Annotated in this window: 1 protein-coding gene; it reads right to left on the bottom strand. The window is 51.8% G+C overall.

Annotated elements, in window-relative coordinates:
- Positions 1-19: 19 nt before the first annotated feature.
- On the bottom strand, positions 20-19,666 hold the full coding sequence (locus SH449x_RS06930; protein ID WP_482380598.1) for a tandem-95 repeat protein: 19,647 nt from the start codon (positions 19,664-19,666) through the stop codon (positions 20-22).
- Positions 19,667-19,774: the final 108 nt, after the last annotated feature.

The raw sequence follows: 19,774 nt of genomic DNA, 5'->3' as shown, positions 1-19,774 counted from the left end.
ATCCAATTCTAGGCTCCAACTAGCTCCAGTCTCGAGCAAACAGATCATCGAGTACATTTGCAGGCTCCTCTTCCAAATCGGCAACAAATGCCAACATGTCTTCAAAGGAGTCTGACTCCTGATCCTCGGAGCTTCCGGCGTACGGATGGGGGCCCATATTCAGGGAGTCAGCAAGGCCAAGTGTAAGATATTTGCCAATTTCGCGCTCAACCTGGCGATTGAACTCGGCTTCGCAAACCTCAACAAACCTCTGAGGGCTCATGATTTGAACCGTGTCGAACCACCCTAGGGACTCCATACCCTCTCCCTCGCCTTCACCGAGACCGGTTCCTGACCCGACTCGCTCGTTAATAAAGTTGATAACTTGAAGAACGTCGAGCGGACTAATCGTACCGTCACCATCCACATCCAGGAATGGAGGACGAGGTGCACTTGGCGGTAGGATTCGACTGCCGTTCAAATTGAGTTCGTTGATCAGAATCAACACATCGATCGGCGATACGAATCCATCGTTATCAACATCAAAACGATTCGAAGGATTCTGATTAAGAGAACTTACGATCCGAACCGTTACCGTGGCAAGGTTGCTAGGTATACCGTCTGTATCAGACAGGAAGTACTGGAAGCTTCCGATTCCCACGAAATCCGTCGCCGGAGTGTATCGAACAATTCCATCTCCCAATATGGTTACTGTTCCCGTGTCCGGGCCTGAAGCAATCTGCAGCGAATTGAAATTTAGTCCGCCTGTGAACGACACGTCATTGAGTACCAAATTGATGTCGATCGGCACGTTTCTAGTCGTGGTAGCAAAATCATCAGCCGCAATCGGAGATATTCCTGACACGACTTGTACGATTGCTTCGTTGGACTGCGCTCCTAGGCTATCTCGAACTCTATAGCTAAATGTATCCTCCCCTACGAATCCAGCTCGTGGCGTATATTGGACCCGACCGGAGGGGAGTACATTAACCGTTCCATTCAGCGGCAGTATGCCAATCGTAACCGATCCTACGTCAATCGGTGTATCGACGTCAAAGTCGTTGTCCAAGATGGACAGGATCACCGGAACTCCCGTTGCTACGACGAAACGATCATCGACTGCCACCGGTGCATCGTTAATACCAGTCAGCGTTATCGAAACGGTTCCGAGATTACTCAACAATCCCGACCTGTCCCGAACACGATAGGTAAAGGTATCGACGTCTGTTTGCCCCGTTGTCAAACCCTGAATACGCGCAGAATTCCTTGGGTCGTAGGTAAAGCTACCATCGGCATTTAGCACTACAACAGCCCCAAGATTGGATTGCAACGTACCTGGCTCGGCCACTACGAGTACGTCATCAGGCAGATCTGGATCGATATCGTTTCCGAGAACCCCAGGCGCGGCCACAGTCAACACATCGTCTTCTGTGGTTTCGTAACGATCATTCACGGCAAACGGCGGATCGTTCACAGGAGTGATCATGATTTGGAATGTAACAGGCGAAGACTGATTCTGATTCGGTGGAGTGCTTGGCCCCGAGTCTTGAGCAATCACCGTAACCGTCACCGCACCGAATGCATTCGGGGCCGGTACGAATCTCAATCGCCCCGCAGGAGTGATTGTCGGCTGAACTGAGAACAAATTGTTGTTGCTGTTGGTAACAATAAACGTAACGGTTTGCCCCAACTCGTCCTGACCTGTCGGCGGATTGTTGTTCAATCCCTCCGCCGGTACGATGTTCGAGACGAACTGCTCGTCGAATGGCCCCGAGTCTTCCGCGATCGTAATGTTCGGCCCCAAAACGAATCCGGGAGGATCGTTGACAGCTGCAACATTAATCGTCAAACGGTGAACCGTCGAACGATTATTGTTCGGAGCATCGCCAGGGCCGCTGTCCACAGCGATAACTTCGACGACCGTGGTACCGTTGACATCTCTCGCCAACGTAAAGCTCAGAACCCCAGCCGGCGAAACAGCAGGCTGCACCGCGAAGAAGCTCGTCGTGAGCGCCCGTACCTCAAACGATACCGTTTGCGCATTCGGACCAGATATCTCGTCCAACGCGGATGGTGGACCAGCCAAAATGTTGGTCGCCCAAGGTTGACTGAAAGCAGGAGCATCTTCGAGCAAGCTGATATTCGGCCCCGCAGTGAACTGCGGCGGGTCATTTATGGGAGCCACACCGAAGGTAATGGTGCCGGTCGCACTCGCTTCCGGATTACCATTGTCGGTCACTACATAGCGAACGAAATCATCTCCTGCCAAGTTCGTAGGTGGAACGTAGCGGAACGAAACAATGACGCCATTCTCAAAGACCGGCAGTATCTGTCCACCTCGTTGAGTCGTTCGCTCAATCTGGGTCATGCGAACAGTTTGTCCCTCGATGATTTCATCGATAGGCCCTGGGACTACGGTTGCCAAGATATCATCGATATCAAACTCCCGACCAGGCCCGACCTCTAATACAACATCCTCAACACCTGGGATCCTAATGGATCCCGGAATCGGTGGATCGTTGACCGGTGTAATGTTCAACGTAAACGATCGCTCCGTCGATATATTAATATTGGGAGCATCCGAAGGACCATTATCACGAAGCCGGAATCTCACAACCGGATTGATACCAGGTGTGTTCGAATTGACGTCCAGTCGTGTGCGGAATGTCAAGGTTCCGTCTGTTTGGAGCGATGGAAGAACTTCAAAAACAGCGGGATCTGCATACTCCAAAACAAAAGTTAGTACCTGATTGTTCTCATCGATAGCCGTCTCAGGTCCCGGGCGGATACCTGTCGCGAAGCCTGGTACTGATACAACCCCCTGGTCCTCCAAAACGGTTAAGGAAGACGGAATCGTGAACTCAGGTGCATCATTGACTGGCGTCACGGAAATCGTGAACGTCAACAACGGTCCCAAATTCGAGTTCGGAGGAGGTCCAGCTAGACCGTTATCTCGCAAACGAGCAGTCACAACCGAAGTACCATTTCGATCGGGTGCTGTCTGGAAGGATAGGCGACCACTGGAGTCAATGGTCGGTACCACCGAGAACAAAGCGGGATTCGAAAAGGTTAGGTCGAACGTAAGCAGCTGATCAACTTCGTCGAGCGCTGTTGCGTTCGTTGCTGGGCGAACGTTCAAAGCAAAATTGTTGAAAGAAACCTGTCCCGCATCCTCTAGAATCACAACTTGGTTCTGACTCAAATTGAATGCTGGTGGATCGTTGACGGGTGTAACATTTACCGTCAGCGTTTGCGTCGTCGATCTTGGAATCGTTACGCCGTTTTCTTGTCCATCATCTGTTGCCGTAATGAAAATCTCAAAGGCATTAGCGATACCAAAAATTGCGGCAAAATTGCTATTCACGTCTGGTGCGAATTGGAACTCCAAATCTCCACCTGAATTCAATCTAGGCAGAACCGAATAAAGCACTTCTGCACCCGCTGGAACAGATACCGTTCTAGTGATAGTCTGATCTAGTTCATCAACAGCCGTTGCAGGTCCTGGTCGTTCATTAAAGTAGAACGCTGGCAGGAATTGCAGAGGCGCATCCTCCTGTATGGTTATCGTATTAAAGAGTATATCGAACTCAGGTGGATCGTTTACTTCTGTGATGCGTAGTGTTAAACGAACGATCCCACTGGTATTTACGTTAGGATCGTCTCCCAAACCACTATCCACTGCAACAATATCGACGAATATGTCACCGCCAGAGTTAAGGCGATTGACGTCCGGCGCGAGCTGATACTCAAGAACGCGCGAGGTTCCAGTTCCTACGATCCTAGGGGGAATCACAAATCGATCTGGAACCGCCGACACGACAGTCAATTCGAAGCTAACGGTCTGTTCAAGCAGCTCATCCAAAGCGGTACTACGCGATGGGAAAACACCGGAGATAATCGGCAATTGCACAAGAGCCGGGGTGGGGTCTTCGATGTGTTCCACCAAATCTTGATCTAGGGTGAATAACGGCACGTCGTTCACGGCATTCACGGTTAGTGTCAATGTGTGAACCGAAGAACGGTTGTTGTCATTATTCGGACCACCGGATGGCCCTGAGTCTACTGCTACAATCTCCAGGAGCACTGTACCATTGACGTCCTGGGCCAAGGTAAATGTCAAGACGCCTGTTGAGTCAATCTCAGGTGCGACGCTGAAGAATGGAGCAAACAGGGTGGAGTTGACAACGGATATCTCAAAACTTACGGTCTGATCGGCCTCGTTTGGAGGACCAGGCAAAATATCCGTCGCCCACTGAATAACGAATGCCGGTGCATCTTCGTTCAGAACGACATCTTCACCCGGCGTAAATGACGGCGGGTCGTTGACTGGTACGACGTTAAAGGTGAGCACACCCGTGGCACTCAGTTCATTGAGTTCGCCATCATCGGTACCATTGTCCGTAATTACATACTCGACTGTATCCAATCCGAAGTAGTCTTGCGGAGGAATATATGTAAAGGTCAAAATTCGACTGTCATCGTCCGCAAATACCGGAACGATCGTACCGCCCTGAGCAGTAACAAGCTGGATGCTGGTCAATCGAATTTCTTGGAGTTCTACCAAGTCCTCATCGATCGGTCCCGAGCGAGCAATCGACGTCAACTGGCTAGCGTCCACCTCGAGCGGAATGTCCTCCACTGAAGCCAAAGTCAGATCCCCTGGCACCGGTGGATCATTCACTGGCGTAACGATCACAGTGAATGCTTGAACTGCGGAGGTGTTGACGTTGGGCCCATCCGATCGGCCGTCGTCAACGAGCCTTACTCGAACCACTGGATCAATGACTGGCGTCACCCCTGCAACACCAACTGTGTTGTAGTAATTCCTGTTGATATCAGGCCGGATCTGGTACTCCAGCGTTCCATCAGGAGTAATCGTTGGGATGGAAACGAACAAGTTTTCGTCCCAGAATACGATTTCAAATTGGACTTGCTGCGGTGGTATATCGTGAGTCGGACTTCCTAATAGCTCGTCGGTCGCTGTCGTCGTTCCTGCACGGATATCGGTCACAAAACCGGGAACGGTAATAACCCCAGCATCCTCTTGAGAGATATGGGTAGCTGGCAGAGTAAACTCTGGGGCGTCATTGACGGGTTCAATCCTAATGGTGACGCGTTGAACCAGGGATTCATTGACATTTCCCGCCGGGCTTGTGGGACCGTCGTCAAACGCGACTATTTCGAGAACGATATCTCCCAGTCCATCAGTGTTGAAGAGGTCTCCTCCTGCAATGATCCAGTTAACATCTGGAGCTAGAACGTACTCTAAACGACGTATGGTATCCGTTGGGGCACCAACGATATGTGGTAGAACGTTAAACAAGCTCTCCGGATCAGGATGGTTCGCAAGAACTCGAATCTCAAATCGATCGACAAGCTGCGATTCCAGTTCATCGGTCGCCTGGTCCGGTCCAGGCGTTATATCTCGCACGATCTCGTAAGATCGTAATGCAGGTACCGGATCCTCGATTTCGTCGATCAAGGTTTGATCAAGCGTAAAGCTTGGGCGATCGTTTAGAGGAGTAATGTTTATGGTAAGCGTGCTTGTAGCGGTCAAGCCTGCAACCGGTCCGGCCGTTCCATCATCGGCAATGGTTAAGCGAACGATCGCCGGACCGCCGATGAGATTGTTGTAATGCAACGGAGGAGTGTAGGTAACTACATTATCAACAACGTTGACGTCTCCGCCCCGCGGTGGGACAAGAATGGGTGAATAGTCTGGTACGGCTGTTCCGATGACCTCCGCCCCGTTCGAGGAGAGCACGCTTACGTCGACCAAAGCACTGGCAGCTGAATTCGCAAGGATAGCATCGACCATTTGTTGAATGGTAGATGGAGAAGCAGCATGGCTGTTCAATGTGACCCGAATGGTACTCGGATTCGGTACGGATACGACAGGAAGTGCTCCGAGGCCTAAATCGCTTGTTTCGACTCGAACTCGGATTCCATAGATACCCTGGCCAACTTTCGACGCAATGCGAACTTCGGTACCACTAATCCCGAGGTCACTCACGATTTCGGTAACGATCTCGGTACCTACAACCGTCAAAACCTGTCCTGATTCATTGAGATTGAATCCACCCGCGAAAGCGGGGTCGGCCATTCGGAAGTGAGGGAAATCGTTAGCCGTAAACGTCATTCCCGATTCCGCTAAAGTAGCGTCCTCTAGCATGGTGATCGTGTCATCAAACGCTACGGGGTCATCATTAATCGGATTGACAGTGATCGTAACCGTTGCGGGCTCGTTGCTAATTAGTCGTCCATCAGTAGCTCGGTAGACAAAGAAATCGATTCCGTTGAAATCCAGATCCGGGGTGTACGTAAAACGGCCATCAGCCAGTAATATGAGCGTTCCAAATTGCACATCGACCAAGGGTTCGATGCCCGGCGTTGTAGGATCTTCATCGTGAACCCATATATTCACACCTGGCATAGGTGCCAAAGGTAACGAGTCCAAATCAGTATCATTGGAAAGAACCCCATTCCCAATCATCGAAACCATCAGCAATTCATCTTCATTGACTTGATAGCTATCGTTGACCGCGACTGGTGGAGAACCATCCAATATCTCGATTAGATAATCCTCGACTTCACCGCCAATGCCGACCCCGTTAACCAGCAGTCCACCGGTTGTGCTTAGTCGGAAACGCGCTGTTGTCACTCCTACCACAGCATTGAGAGGGGTTCGGATATAAAACTCATTGAGTCCGGGAACAATCGGAATACTGGTTGCCACCGTATTGTTCGTCGTGGGGGTTTCCAAAAAGACAACCCGTTCCGCTGCAGAGAATCCGCCGTTGCCGTTCCAGTCGATCCAAGCATCCAGCATACCGAATCCGGTTGAGAGAATCTGAACTCGGACTGGATTAGAGCGAGAGTTGAACTCGCCGATGAAGCGAATGCCATCTTCGTCATCCCCGATGATGGAAACCGTTGAACCAGCAGCAAATGCCCGACCTAGCCAAATGTTTCCAATGCTGATCTGCTGCTGAACTGCTGATGCGATGGCCAGTGCCACTTGCTCCGCAGTGTTTACAGAAAGATCCACGTCAATCGCGATACTGCCTGCACTCACAATAGGATTGGCAGACGAGAGATCGTTGATTTCAAAGACTAAGGTTCGCCCGACCGAGTCGGTGATCGAAAAGCTTTGACCATCAGCAAGTGTGGAGGTGTCCGTCGGAACAACCATGTCGACATTCCCTACCGACAGGCGAATAACGTTAGGAGCATTCACCAAATCTACCAAATGTTGCGAACCTCCTCCTAAGCTCACTTCGGTACCGTCCTGCACGGGAACCAGTCCTGTAAGGCGTCCAGCTAGAATAGCTTGCCAAACTGCATCACGGAATGCTTGTGCTACTTGAGTCGCATCATCTGATGGCAACAGGACGACGACAAAAGTGTTAGGATCTCCGGTGGTTATACCATCGGTATCGAATTCAAAGGTTACCGGAGTCAATGGTCGATTGATTCCGTCAGTAATCGTGACAGTTTGACCATCTAGAAACGCTGCCGGAGGAAACGCCAAACGAGCTGCCCCGGCCGGGCCTTGCACCACGCCACCTAGGCCACCCAACGTACCTAGATTGAAAATGGTATTGTTGTCATCACCATCTGCTGCGGCCGTTGGAATGCCTTCCAGATCAGGTGCGCTCCATGTTCCCAAAGCCAAACGCCGCTCATCGACAGGCAAAATAACATGGCGAGCCCCGTTACGTGCGTTCCCCTCGAGGGTTGGAATGTTAGGTCGTTGGATATCCCCAAAGTCCAACTGAGCGGCTGGCATCACAATCGTGAACTGAGTCAAGGCATTCGCCCGATTCGGTGCGAGGATATTTCCCGCAAGATCCCGAATCGGATTGATGTTCGTGACCGAAACAGTGGATCCTGTGCTGGATGTGATGGCACTCGACCCTGTAACCACAATGCGGCCCGACCCTTCGACGCGACTCGCAAGCCCTGCGATACCTCGGCGGTTGATCTCATAGGAAATCTTCGCTGCAAGCTCGTAGCCAGAAGAAAAGGCGGTGTACTCGAGCGGAATGTTGCCCGGGATGGTGGTGCCGTCATTATCGAATTCGAAAACGATCGATCCGCCTGGGGCTGCAACGGTCAGCGTGGAGCCTTCAACTATCGAAGCTCCCGATGGCACCGCAACCCGACGCCCAACCTGGTTGTTGAGCGTGATTTCATAGACGCTATCGTTTCGCCAAATCCCCGCTAGTGGCGTGAGACGCAAAATTCGGCTGTTCGCGTTGTAACCCAACACGTAATCGGATCCTTCTCGGAGAACTCGACCGTTTTCAGTCAGAGTGATCGCAGAGGCAACAACGGTAGCTGGATCCGGCCCCGTGCCATTGATATCTTCCAATAGGATGGAGAAGAAATCCAATCGCCCGTCATCGAGTCGAATGTAGGTCACCGAACGGTCTTGATCAACACCCGCAGCATCATTGTCTTGCGGCTGAAGAAGAACAGCAACCGGAGCAACGAAGTCTGCTCGCTCCACAGCACCCCTATCCTTGAACACGTTCGCACCAAGGCCACTTGCCGACGGAACTGCTGGATCGTCGACTCTCAAAAGCCCATTCACATCTCTATCGGGAGCAATCATTGGACTCAGTGGCAATCCAAGCGGGTTCTTGACCTGCGACAATGCCGCACGCTCCTGGAGAGCTTCGAGCGATGCATCAATGGCTCGCGATCCAGCAGCAAGATAGAATCTACGATTCGTCGTGCTCACGAACAATGGTTCAGCGGGGCCGAGCAGAATGTTAAATTCCCCTGGGGTGACTCCAGTGAAATTGGTCGTGTTGCTCTGGAATAGATTAGCGCCGAGAACAGCTGTGGTGCCCCCGACGGCTCGCACGGCAGTTCCCGTACTGGAGAAGATGTTGTTGAGGATCGTGGGTGACGCTCCCCCTTCAATCAGAACTCCATCAGTGCCGGAAAAGAACGTGTTATTGATGACCCGGGCAATCTGTACCGTTGCATCGATTGCTGGATCACCAGATATACGAACTCCCCCGGCGCCATTGTTCGCCAGGACGTTGTTCATAATGACCGCGCCCGGAGCAAGTCGTTGTGAGTTGATCGTGGGATAGTTAATTGGTGAACCTGGATAAGGTCTTGGACCCACGGTGCCAAACGGTTGACTGCGAGTCCCCGCTTCGGTCACAATCCCATAGCCCGATGCATTGGTAATCGTGTTGCCGACGAGCAATAGTTGTCCTTGAGGTCGCAATCTCTCCGAGTCGCCCAAGTCCTCGCCGAAATCGGTTTCCGAGCCCCAAACGATCGTACTGAGGAACGTGTTGGCGGTAAAGGAAAAGCCGCCCGCTAGATTGGTCGAAACGGGGCCGTGCAACTCAATGAATCTGCTGTTGTTACTGATTGCAGATCCTTGACTTTGCCCCCGGATCGAGGCTCGCACATTGATTAGAGATTGCACAGTCGGAGAATTGATTGCGTTGCGAATCGCTGTCGCAATCTGCTCTGGTGTGAACTGAGTTGAAATCGAAATTGGGACATTCCCTGGAACTACTCCCGCCGCAATGTCTCCTGGTCCCGATGTTACGTCAAACTCAAAGGTCACGCTGCGGCTCGTATCCGTCAAGGTGAATGTCGTTCCGTCGCTTATGTTGCCAGCGGCATTGGCGTTGACTTCTATTCCAAGCGTCCTAGAAAGTCGATCGTTGGTGTCAAAATCGCGACCATCCGGTCCGAGGAGAGAAAGAGAACCCGACCCGCCTCCACCGAGGAGCCCAGTCCCCTCCGATGTCCCATACTCGGCGGCCGTGCGGACCGTTAGCTGATAACGCCCCGTATCGATTACCGGTAAGTCCGCATAGAGATTTCCAGCGTACTCGCGATTGGGCACGAAAGGGCTGTTGAGCGCTAAAGTGTTAGCGTTGAACACCATCTCGCCTCGTTCCGCGAAGCCGATGATGATATCGTCGATGAAAATACCCTGGAAATTATTGTTCAGAGCACGCTCATCCATATGTGCGAGCTGACTACGACTAGGATTATTTAAATCCGCGCCAAAAACATCTCCCACCCTGGAAACAGTGATCCCGATTCCACTGTTGTTGAAACTAGGATCAAGCCCACCGGTCACGGGAACCGCCATTCGACGGTAAAGTCGAACAATGTTTTCATGATGTGGCCAAGCTGCTGTCGCTTGATCAATGGCCGTCGGTCCAGCAGCCGCTAGCATGTCAGGGTTGCTGTACACCGTTGCAAACGCACGTCGCATTTCCGCGCCCACTTGGTTCGGCGTCATATCGAGGCGAACGGGAACAGCCACGATTGGAATCGTTAACGGAGCCGCACCAGGAATTGGCCAGTTTGCTGCTGTACGTCCTGGCAGCCCCTGGATCACCGTTGCGAGCAAGGATGTTACGGAGTACGTCCCCGCTGGCAAATCTGCGACCGCGATGACATTGAGACGCGCAGGATCTGTACTGATTCGTGCTGCAGCAATCCCCCTCTTGTTCGTGAGTGCGTTGACGACACGTTGTGCCAACTGGGCAGGACTGTCGTTGACTGAGTACAGAATGGTGTTCGCATCATCCGTGGTCGTCGAGAATACCAAGGATGCACCAATACCGTTGATACTACTTACTCCATCCTGGATACTTGCACCGCTCGGTAGAGAGAGCACCAATCCTAAATCAAACTCGAACCGGCGAGGATTCGCCGTATTAAAGAAGGCGAGAGCATCTGCTGGATTCGTGATATTTGGCAGTACCTCGACATCGCCCAAAACGAAACCTGTGCCGTCTACGATACGGTTGCCTGCGATGGCAGTCAATTCCATTCCACCTAGGAGCGGATCTCCCGTTCCAAACGAGCCCGCAGTGCTGAACTCGAAGCGTAGCCGTACGTTGTTTCTTCCAGCAAGTGCGCCTAGTGGGATCCTTGCCTGACGCCAACCACTCTGGTCAAAGAGTTCTTGACTAATCAATGGGTTACCGAACGAATCAAAGTTCCCATTTACGGCATTGTCGAGTTCATCCGTCGCACCGTTGCGTCCATCCCTAACCAGCCCTTGGTCGCTAGCAGTATTGTTGGTAGCCAGAAGAACCCACTGACCATCCTCACCAGCACCGTATACGCGGAACGCATCCCGCATCGCTCCGTCCTGCTGCAGGTCGCTATTTTGATTTTCAGAATCGATAAGATAGTTGAAGTACAACATCGGCAGGTCATCCGCCGAGAAGTTTCTTAAGTCAATCGGCTTGGTGAGCAAAGCGCCATGTGCACCGCCAGGGAGATTGTAGGTCTGGTTGTAAAAACCATCATATAGCTGATTCCATTGCCCCTGTTGACGGGTGACCGCACCAGTATCTCTGAAGCCAAAGTAGAGGTTTCGATCGCCTGGTTCGTTGCCGGTTTGCGACCCGTCTGGAGCGGGGGGACGCCCGCTTCCAGGTTCACCCGCTCTCAGATCACTGAGGTGCCACAGATTGATATCGAGTGGGGAGAAGTCGATTCCTTTTATGCCACCTCCGAGTGCCCGACTCGGGGTTGTCGTTTGCACTTTATAGGAAAAACCAGGGAAAACAGGCTGAAGCTGCCCGTTAGTGTTGAACGCGTAAAGAGTACCATTGGCGGTGATGCCGAAGAGCAAATTGGCAAACGCTCCGCCTTGTAGATTGCGGGGCCCAGCTGTGAGCCCTTCGAATACAACGGGAGCATTGGTTTCCGGATCGATGATCGTAGCTGTTGGCAACCGACCAGAATAGACGGCTGCCGGATTTGTTGACACAAAGTTTGAAGCAAAACCTGTATTTCCATTAGCTCCCAATGGTGCAACAAAAAACTCTCCTAAATTACTTACCGCATACAGAACATTGCCAATAGCGGCTAAACCAGAGACCCTGCCGTCGGTAAAGTTGTTCGCCTCGGTTCCGGAAAGAAACCGTCCAAACTCAACGCGATTTGTTCCTGCTCCGTTGACTCGGGCGTTCCCGTCTCGATCCGCAACTCCCTGGGGATTAATCGCGGTTCCTGTGAAAGGATCTAACCTATAAACTATGTTGGTAGTGTTGAAATTTCGTTGAGCCGGATTAACCCCGGCAACGTTTCCGTTCTCGTCGAAAACGGGAAACCCGAAAGAAGTTTGATTATTGCCTCTGGAGCCCACTCCAAACAGTTTGACCTGGCCAGGATCGTTTAGATAAAAGGACAGTCCATTGAAAACAATCCCGTCACCAATTGGCTGATTTCCGTTACCTGGTCCATCATGGTCTCTCTGCTGTATCGCGAAGGTTGGGTTGGCCGTAAATGCGTCTGTCCGTTGAGTGGTAAAAGTCTGGATGCCCGACGTCCCCTCTTGTGTCGAAGCTCCCGTGGGGACGGCGTCACTGTTAAGTGCTCCGACGGAGTTCAATACTACAAAATTGCCACCGTTTGCGTCGTTGGTTACCGCAGTTGTCTGAACTTGGTATCCCACCAACCGCCCATCGGGCCCCATCGCGGCGTCATTAACTCTGACAAACTCGCTTACTTCAGCGATCCGTGCCCCCGTCATCGGATTGGCGAAGCTAAGTCGGCTACCCGTCCCGAAGTCACGAACCACATAAGAAAGAATGTCGGAGAGGTTCCACTCCACTCTCTGATTGCCTGGGTTCGCATCGAACAGCACCTGCGTAACCGCCGCTTGCGAATTGGTTTCCGCGTCACCCAGCGGATTAAACCGATGAATGGCCAAACGCCGAACAGAATTAACCGGCTCAAGTCTGGTTAAATCGGAATCGGTGGTAGCAAGCGTAAACTGCTCGAGCGTTTGAGGAACGAGACGACTATTGGTAACGACGACCCGATAATTGCCCTCGGGCAGTTCCACTGGCCCGATGTAAGCATCCCGCGTTCCCGCCGAGCCCCTCGTGAGATCGGTAACGTCATTACCTCGGAGCGGCGAAGGCTGGTCATCGGCAATATTAGAACCTGTGCCTACATAGACTAGTTGCTCCGTACCACCGTCAATCCGGAATACCCATAGAGAGGTATCCGGGCCCCCAAAACCATCGGCGTAATCAATGTCGAAAATGACGGCGACATGGTATCCACCACTTGCCTGAACCGAATCGCGGCTAATGGAGAATGTGTAGGAATCGATATCGTTCTGAGCGATCAACTGCCCTGCAACGGAAATCGAGCCTCGATCAGAGTTAGCAATATTACCAAGGCTTGTGGCAACGGAACCGTCCAGCGATCCCCTTGCGTCAACAGATTCGGCAGTTTGACCCAAAAGTGGTGAAGAGCCAGGCATTCCGCGAGCCTCGATCCCATTCGTCGAGAATCGTATGTCGGCATACTGAACCACCGACCCTGGTACTTCATTTGTCTGCGATAGCCTAACTTGCAATCGGTAATTCCCCATCGATAGCCCCGCACGTAGTAACGCTGGGTCTTGCAACGCAGGAGTCGTGGCCGGATTACTACCTGATGGAGAGTTGCTGCTGCGAACTCTTACATAATAGGTCGTCGGTTCCCCAGGAGTCCCGGGGAGTACGATCCTCATTCCCGGATCGTGCGGATTTACCGAATGAAAATCGGTCGCAATATTCGCATCAAACGGGTTGCGTGGCGCGTGGAAATTTGCGTCCAGCCCGTTCACTTGGGCGGGAAGAATCTTGGTCGTATCACTCGACACAAATCGCTGGGCTAGTCCACGACTTTCTAGCAGAGAACTATTGCTTTGTGCTAGGATGTTGCCATCTTCATCCAAAAACTCCAGGACTGCGTCGAGCGAACCGGAAGTTCGATCAATATCAAACCAAACCTGTGTTCCTGCCGTTCCCAAGAATCGGTATACATCCAAATCGCTCGGTGTTGCGATTGTTCCGTCTACTTCAAAACCGAGACGGAGATTTTCGTCCCCCCCCATCGGATGCGTTGCCAACCGTCCCAATTCCTGAGCTACATTGACATCATCGTTGGTACCCTCGTCCTGCAACATGTCGGTTTCGAGTTCCACCACTTTGGCGACGTTGCGATCATTAGCGTACGGCTCGAAACGGATGCTTCTCCAGCTACCCGGAGTCCCAGTCGATGGGCCATTGTTGTTCGTATCCAATAATGGCCGACCGTTAGGATCAAAGCCCGCCCCAACCGTATCGTCCGCCAAGCTGGTCAATACAACAGGGAACCCTGGAGTCCCCAAAACTCGGAAGGAACCGCCGATGCGGTCTGTTATATCGAGCGGGCGTCCCAACGCAGTAAACCCTGCCCCAGTCCCCAATTTGACAACCAACCCCTCATCAACACGACTCTTTAGAGTTAGCCCACCGTAAGTATGGAAATCAGGAACGACAATCACACTCTGAAGTATGTGAACGATATCTGTATCGTCCCAAATTGACTCCGTTGTCAAGACTTGACCGCGAACCCGCTTCCCGTTCAGCGCGGTCTCAATCATGGCGTTGTCTCGCACCAAGGGCCCGACATTGCTAATAGAACTTGAAACGCGATTGTTTAAACCAGTTTGACGTCCATGATCCAATACATTAACGGAATTCAATGCGTTAGCATTAATACTGATGGCAGCAGTCTGACCAATCGAATTACCACGGAAAGTGTTGTTAACGATCACCGGTTGGCTTCCGACGACATAGATGACGGTCGCGTCATTTGGCCCGCGACCTTCCCGTGTCGGTCCAACATTACCGCCCGTGCCCGAGCCATTTAATTCGAACCTAGTGTTTGCAATTCTTCCTGCCGCTTGATGAATCTCTACAGGGTTAAAGCCGGCAAAACCACCGGGAACAGAAGAAACGCCCCCTCCAAACGATATAACGGCGTTGTCCACACTGATTGACGACAAATGACGGGCAATGAGCCCCCCCCAATCGCCAGCACCAGGGTTCGTACTGATTCCGTCGTTGTAGGTATCGAACGTTCCACCAGCCCCATACCTGTCATCAGATCGGCTGGTGAAAATGATCGGCCTATCCGCAGTCCCCTCGGCGATTAACTGCCCACCAAACCCAACCTCAATTCTGGATCCCGTTGCCTTCACGATTGCCCCAGGAGCAATCTGGAGACGGGAGTCAATGCGTCCTCGTATAGCCGAGGTCGCGTTCGGATTTGCAAGCACCGGAGTTTGCGTGACACCGCGGTCCACAAACGTCGACGTTGCTCCGTCTAGTTCCGCGACCAATGAATAATTGATCCCATCGAGGCTCCTCCAAAGACGACGACTTTGGAAGTCGCCAGACACCGCTGGCAACGAGGAAATCTGAACGGCATTGCCCGCTATGACGGTATGCGGCACCGTTGCGGCGCTAGGCATGCCCTGATTTCCCCAACGGTCAACAAACGTGACTTTGTAACGAACTTGGCTACCAGCCACCAGCGTTGAATTTGTCGCGGCGACGTTCTGTGTTGCAATCAAAGATACGTCTGGACCGACTGTATCCAAAATATTTCCGCCTGGCTGACCAGAAATGATCAAATTCTCTGCTAGCACATAAACAATGTCAGTGCTCTTCAAAACGGCTGGCACGTCTAATGTGGTCAGCGGTTGCCCAGGCAGGGTCTCGGTTTTAATCAGTAAACCGTTAACAGAGTTATCAATCAAGCGATTGCCACGGATTTCCGGTCCCTGGCGATCATAATCAGGAGTAAATGCCCCCCCCATCTGATACTTGGGAGTCACAAACCGGCTATGCTCGAAGCTATTGGGAGTCGCCGACATGGCGGCGCTCGCGTTCAAAATCAGATTGTTATTCAGAACCGTTGGGCGGGTCGATTGCATGGAAATCGCGTTTCGCGACGGGCTTCCTGTTAGGACGGTTACTTGACCACCGCCAAACCGAATGTTCGCACCTGCTATGTAGTTCAGGAAGATCCCGTGCCGTTCCCAATTGGCACGTCCTTGTGCAATATCAATATCTCCACGAAGGAACAAACCACCCCAATCACCGGAGTTTGGTGTGGTCGAAAGTGGATTGGTATCCAACCCTAGAGATTCATCTCGATAACTGGTGAAGAAAACAGGCGTCTGCGGGGTGCCCAAAACCTGCAGAGCTGACAAACTATTGTCCACCGCAGCGGTTTGGCTACCTGTGCTGATCTGACTTCCTTGGAGCTTAAAGATTGCTCCCGCGTCGACCATGAGTGTCACTCCGCGAGGAACTTGAAGGGTCAATCCGTCGGCTAGGACTTGGTTGCCGACTCCCCCTCGTCCAAATTCGTAAGCTGGGATCTCTGTTAAATCGGCCACACCCTCGAAACCAGCAACCCGAACAATATCACCAGGTTGCGGGCGAAACTGCAACGGCCAACTTGCAAAGTTCAGATTGGTCATCGGCTGGCTTGGAGAACCGTTCGAGATCGCTCCCGAATAAGCTTTATCTACGAAAATGGTTCTTGGTTGCGTGGGAACACCACCTGTTGATGGGGCTACTGCCCGGAACCAGAAATTAAAGTCTCCGCCAGCTATGCCATCGCCATCCCCATCGATGGGAGTTCCATCCACATCCTGAATAGTGAGCGGGGTTGTCTGAGCAAGCGTGGATTGAAAATGAATTCGAAGTTGATATTCGCCTTGGCTAAAGCCCCCACTACCAGTGTTGGCTACCTGCGGATTGAAGTCCTCGTTGCCAATCGCTGTGACCGCGATGAAATACTCCGTATCCGATGCAGAAGCCTCGATTTCAATCTCGATAAAGGGATCCAAACCAAAGCTTCGACTATTCGCCGAAACGACTTGAACAACACCATCAGCCCCTCGCTTAAAGAGAGTTAAATGTGCGTCAAGATTGCTGCTGGTCGCTAAGCGTTCAGCAAGTATTTCCAGTCGTAGATTCCCCTTCTCACCCGCAGGCACCACGAAACGATACATGTCCACGTCGCGATTGTCGCGACGATAAAGGTGCAATCCATGAGTGACGTCGTGATCACCAGGAAACGACCAAGTTTGTGGATCGGACGGTATGGAGAGTTCGGACTCGCTTCCCATGTTCGTATTGTTGGGAAGGTCATAGGTATGCCCAAGCCCCAGAAGGTGACCAATCTCGTGCATGGCGGTGTCAAAGAACCCCGCTCCAAAGCTGTTGTCCCAGTTTTGACCGGAATCCATAATTGCCAGCCCGCCTCCAGCAATACCAGCAACCCCGCCCCCACTTACTCCCGTCAAAGGAAACAAGTCACCGACGACAATTGTCAATCCGTCGCTTTCGCTCTCGATGAAATCGATACCCATCTGCCGCGAATAAAGATCGAAGATTTCACGCACCCGAAGTATTTGCTCTGGGGTGATCGTCGTGAATAGAGGCCGTCCAGCAGAATCGTTCCCATAACTTCGGTTTAAGGCAAAGTTGTATAAGACGGTTGAAATTTGTGGATTCGTATCACCCTGTCCATCCAAATGGCTTTCGTCCTGAATGTCTCGATGCCCTGGTTCGAAATTCGATCCGGGAAACGGCAGGGGCAAAACATTGGGTGAAGTTGTTATAATGCTTCCACTGATGATGAATTCGCGAGAACCAACAAATGGCCCTATCTGACCCGCTCCCGTAACGGTCGACCCCACCTCTCCGCCTGGAAAAGTATTCTCTGTGAGCAGGGTGACGTTCGGCGGATTTAACGTCGACTTGACCACGTCACGTGAACCGATCCTTAATCGGAATGTCCCTCCCCCCGGAACCAACGAGTGTATCGGCGCGGCGAACCGCAATTCTGCCATGTTGGTTTGAGGATCGTAATGGATCGTGGTTGGCAGGAATCGCTGATCGTCGTGAGGTTGAATGGTGTCTGCCGTGAAAACAAGTTGATAATACGCAGGATCAACAACGGTAGGGTTCGGGGTGATATCGCCGGTAGAAACCGCCGTCTCGAACAAATCGTCATCATTGAAATAAACGCGAATGATATCGAGGCGGGGATTCAAAGTACCATTCGGCAATCGATCTACAGGTTGGGGTACAACCCCCAAAATCTGAGCCCCCAACTGCAATCGGAAATCGACTGTATTCACAGTCAGATCATCAATAGTCGAATCGAATTCCCTTGGCGCGATGGCGAGTCCACTCATGTTACGAAGGGCATTAGGCCCCGTCGTACGGATACGCACTTGATACAAGTCATCCTTGAGCGTTTCCGCAAAACGCATGATGATCACTCGCGAGTTATCACCCGCCCCGATCCATCCAGGAGTGACTTGGTAATCGTTCGCCGTTCCGAACTCCCCGTCTTTACCAGCGGCCCACAACTCGATTCCACTCAAGTCGTTGGTGTCGATAAAATCGTCAAACCGCAACACCAGTTCCGTAGGTGCAACATCCAAAACATTTAACTGATTGAAACTGAAAATATCGCCAGAGTTGGGCGCGACGGAAAGCAGTCGGAATGTTTCTTGGTTTGTACCTGTGGTAATTCCCGACAACGTCAGACGCATATTGTAAAGTTGCGTTTGAGACCCAGCTCCCGAAACGCGAACAAAGTAATTCCCAGCAGAGGGTAATTGTAAATCATTGATCTGCTCGATCCCTCCAGGACCTGTGCTATTTACAGAAGCTAAAACGTCCCCAGCCTCAGTTAGGATTTGGAACGAAAGGTCCTTATAAATCAACGAATTGGTCTGAGACGTAGAGTTTGCTTGGTTTCCTACAACATATTCAAACCCTACCGGATTAAGCCGAACCGACACCCGTCCAGGAGCCTCAATTCGGAATCGGAAGAAGTCATCGCTCTCGTTTCGATGAATCGAAAGACCATCTAGGTTAACAACCCCATTCTCCAGACTCCCTAAATTCGTAGCGGTCGACGTGGAATTATTGCCCGAAAACCGATCTCCATAAAGCGTTTGCGCACCCAAGATATCATCATGCTGGGCACCGATGAACTGTAACGAGACAAAAGGCTCCAATAGCTTCGTTTGGTTGATTGGATACGAATGGTCCAATCCAATCCCGTGTCCGATTTCATGCATCAAGACATTAAAAAACCCACGGTTCTCACCATTCGGGCCATCCGCATTTTGGGAGTACCAGATATCTGAGGTATCAATGACCATGTTGCCATCAAACCCGCTAGCTCCACCGTTACTCGGGAAGAAATTATACGCTAAAACTCCGAAGTTCCCGTCTACGGTACGCCCACCGACTCGAATATCTCCGCGGACCCCGACGATCCCTCGTGATGTGAATGAGTAGGCCGCGCCATCATCGTTGGGTTCGTAGACGAATTGCAGGCCGCTGATGTCCGACCACGAGTTATAAGCATTCTCGATGATCCGGAACCACGGGCGGTTTCCAACAGGGCCAGGAGCTGTTCCGTAAATGCCGTCAAGAAACGCAATCAAATTGGAAGATTGCAAGTCTCCCGGGGTCCCGATTGGAGTTCCATCAGGGACAATGCTCCAACTGACTGTTGCCGGGTTTCCTTCATTCGGACTTGCGCCACCCGTCGGAACTGTCCAGCGATCTCCTGGTGCATTAAATCCGGCCCCCCCGATGGGAGAAGTTAACCCTTCTCTCCAATTACCTCTGGCTTGCAGAATCGGATTCGCGGAATTCCATGAATCGATGTAACTCTGGGGTGTACCAGGAGCGAACACCGCCAAGAGCTCTCGTCGCTCCAAGCTTTCGCACATGAGGCGTCGAAATTTCTTCCTCTTGGCTTCCACAAGAGACTTGATGCGACTGGACAGTTTTGATGCGTCAATTCCCATTTCTGACTATTACCTTTGTGAGGCTTCTTAATTGGACAAGTGGATTCGGGCTAATTCTTTATAAATTGCTATGGGCACCTCCGTCGAGGTGCCCATGGTGACATTCTA

Origin of the sequence: Brakhagea baltica, from assembly GCF_052161605.1 — a bacterium.
In the GTDB taxonomy this organism is placed as follows: Bacteria; Planctomycetota; Planctomycetia; order Pirellulales; family Pirellulaceae; genus JBKCUI01.
The sequence above is the reverse complement of the archived record's forward strand: the minus strand, read 5'-3'. Positions and strand labels throughout refer to the sequence as shown.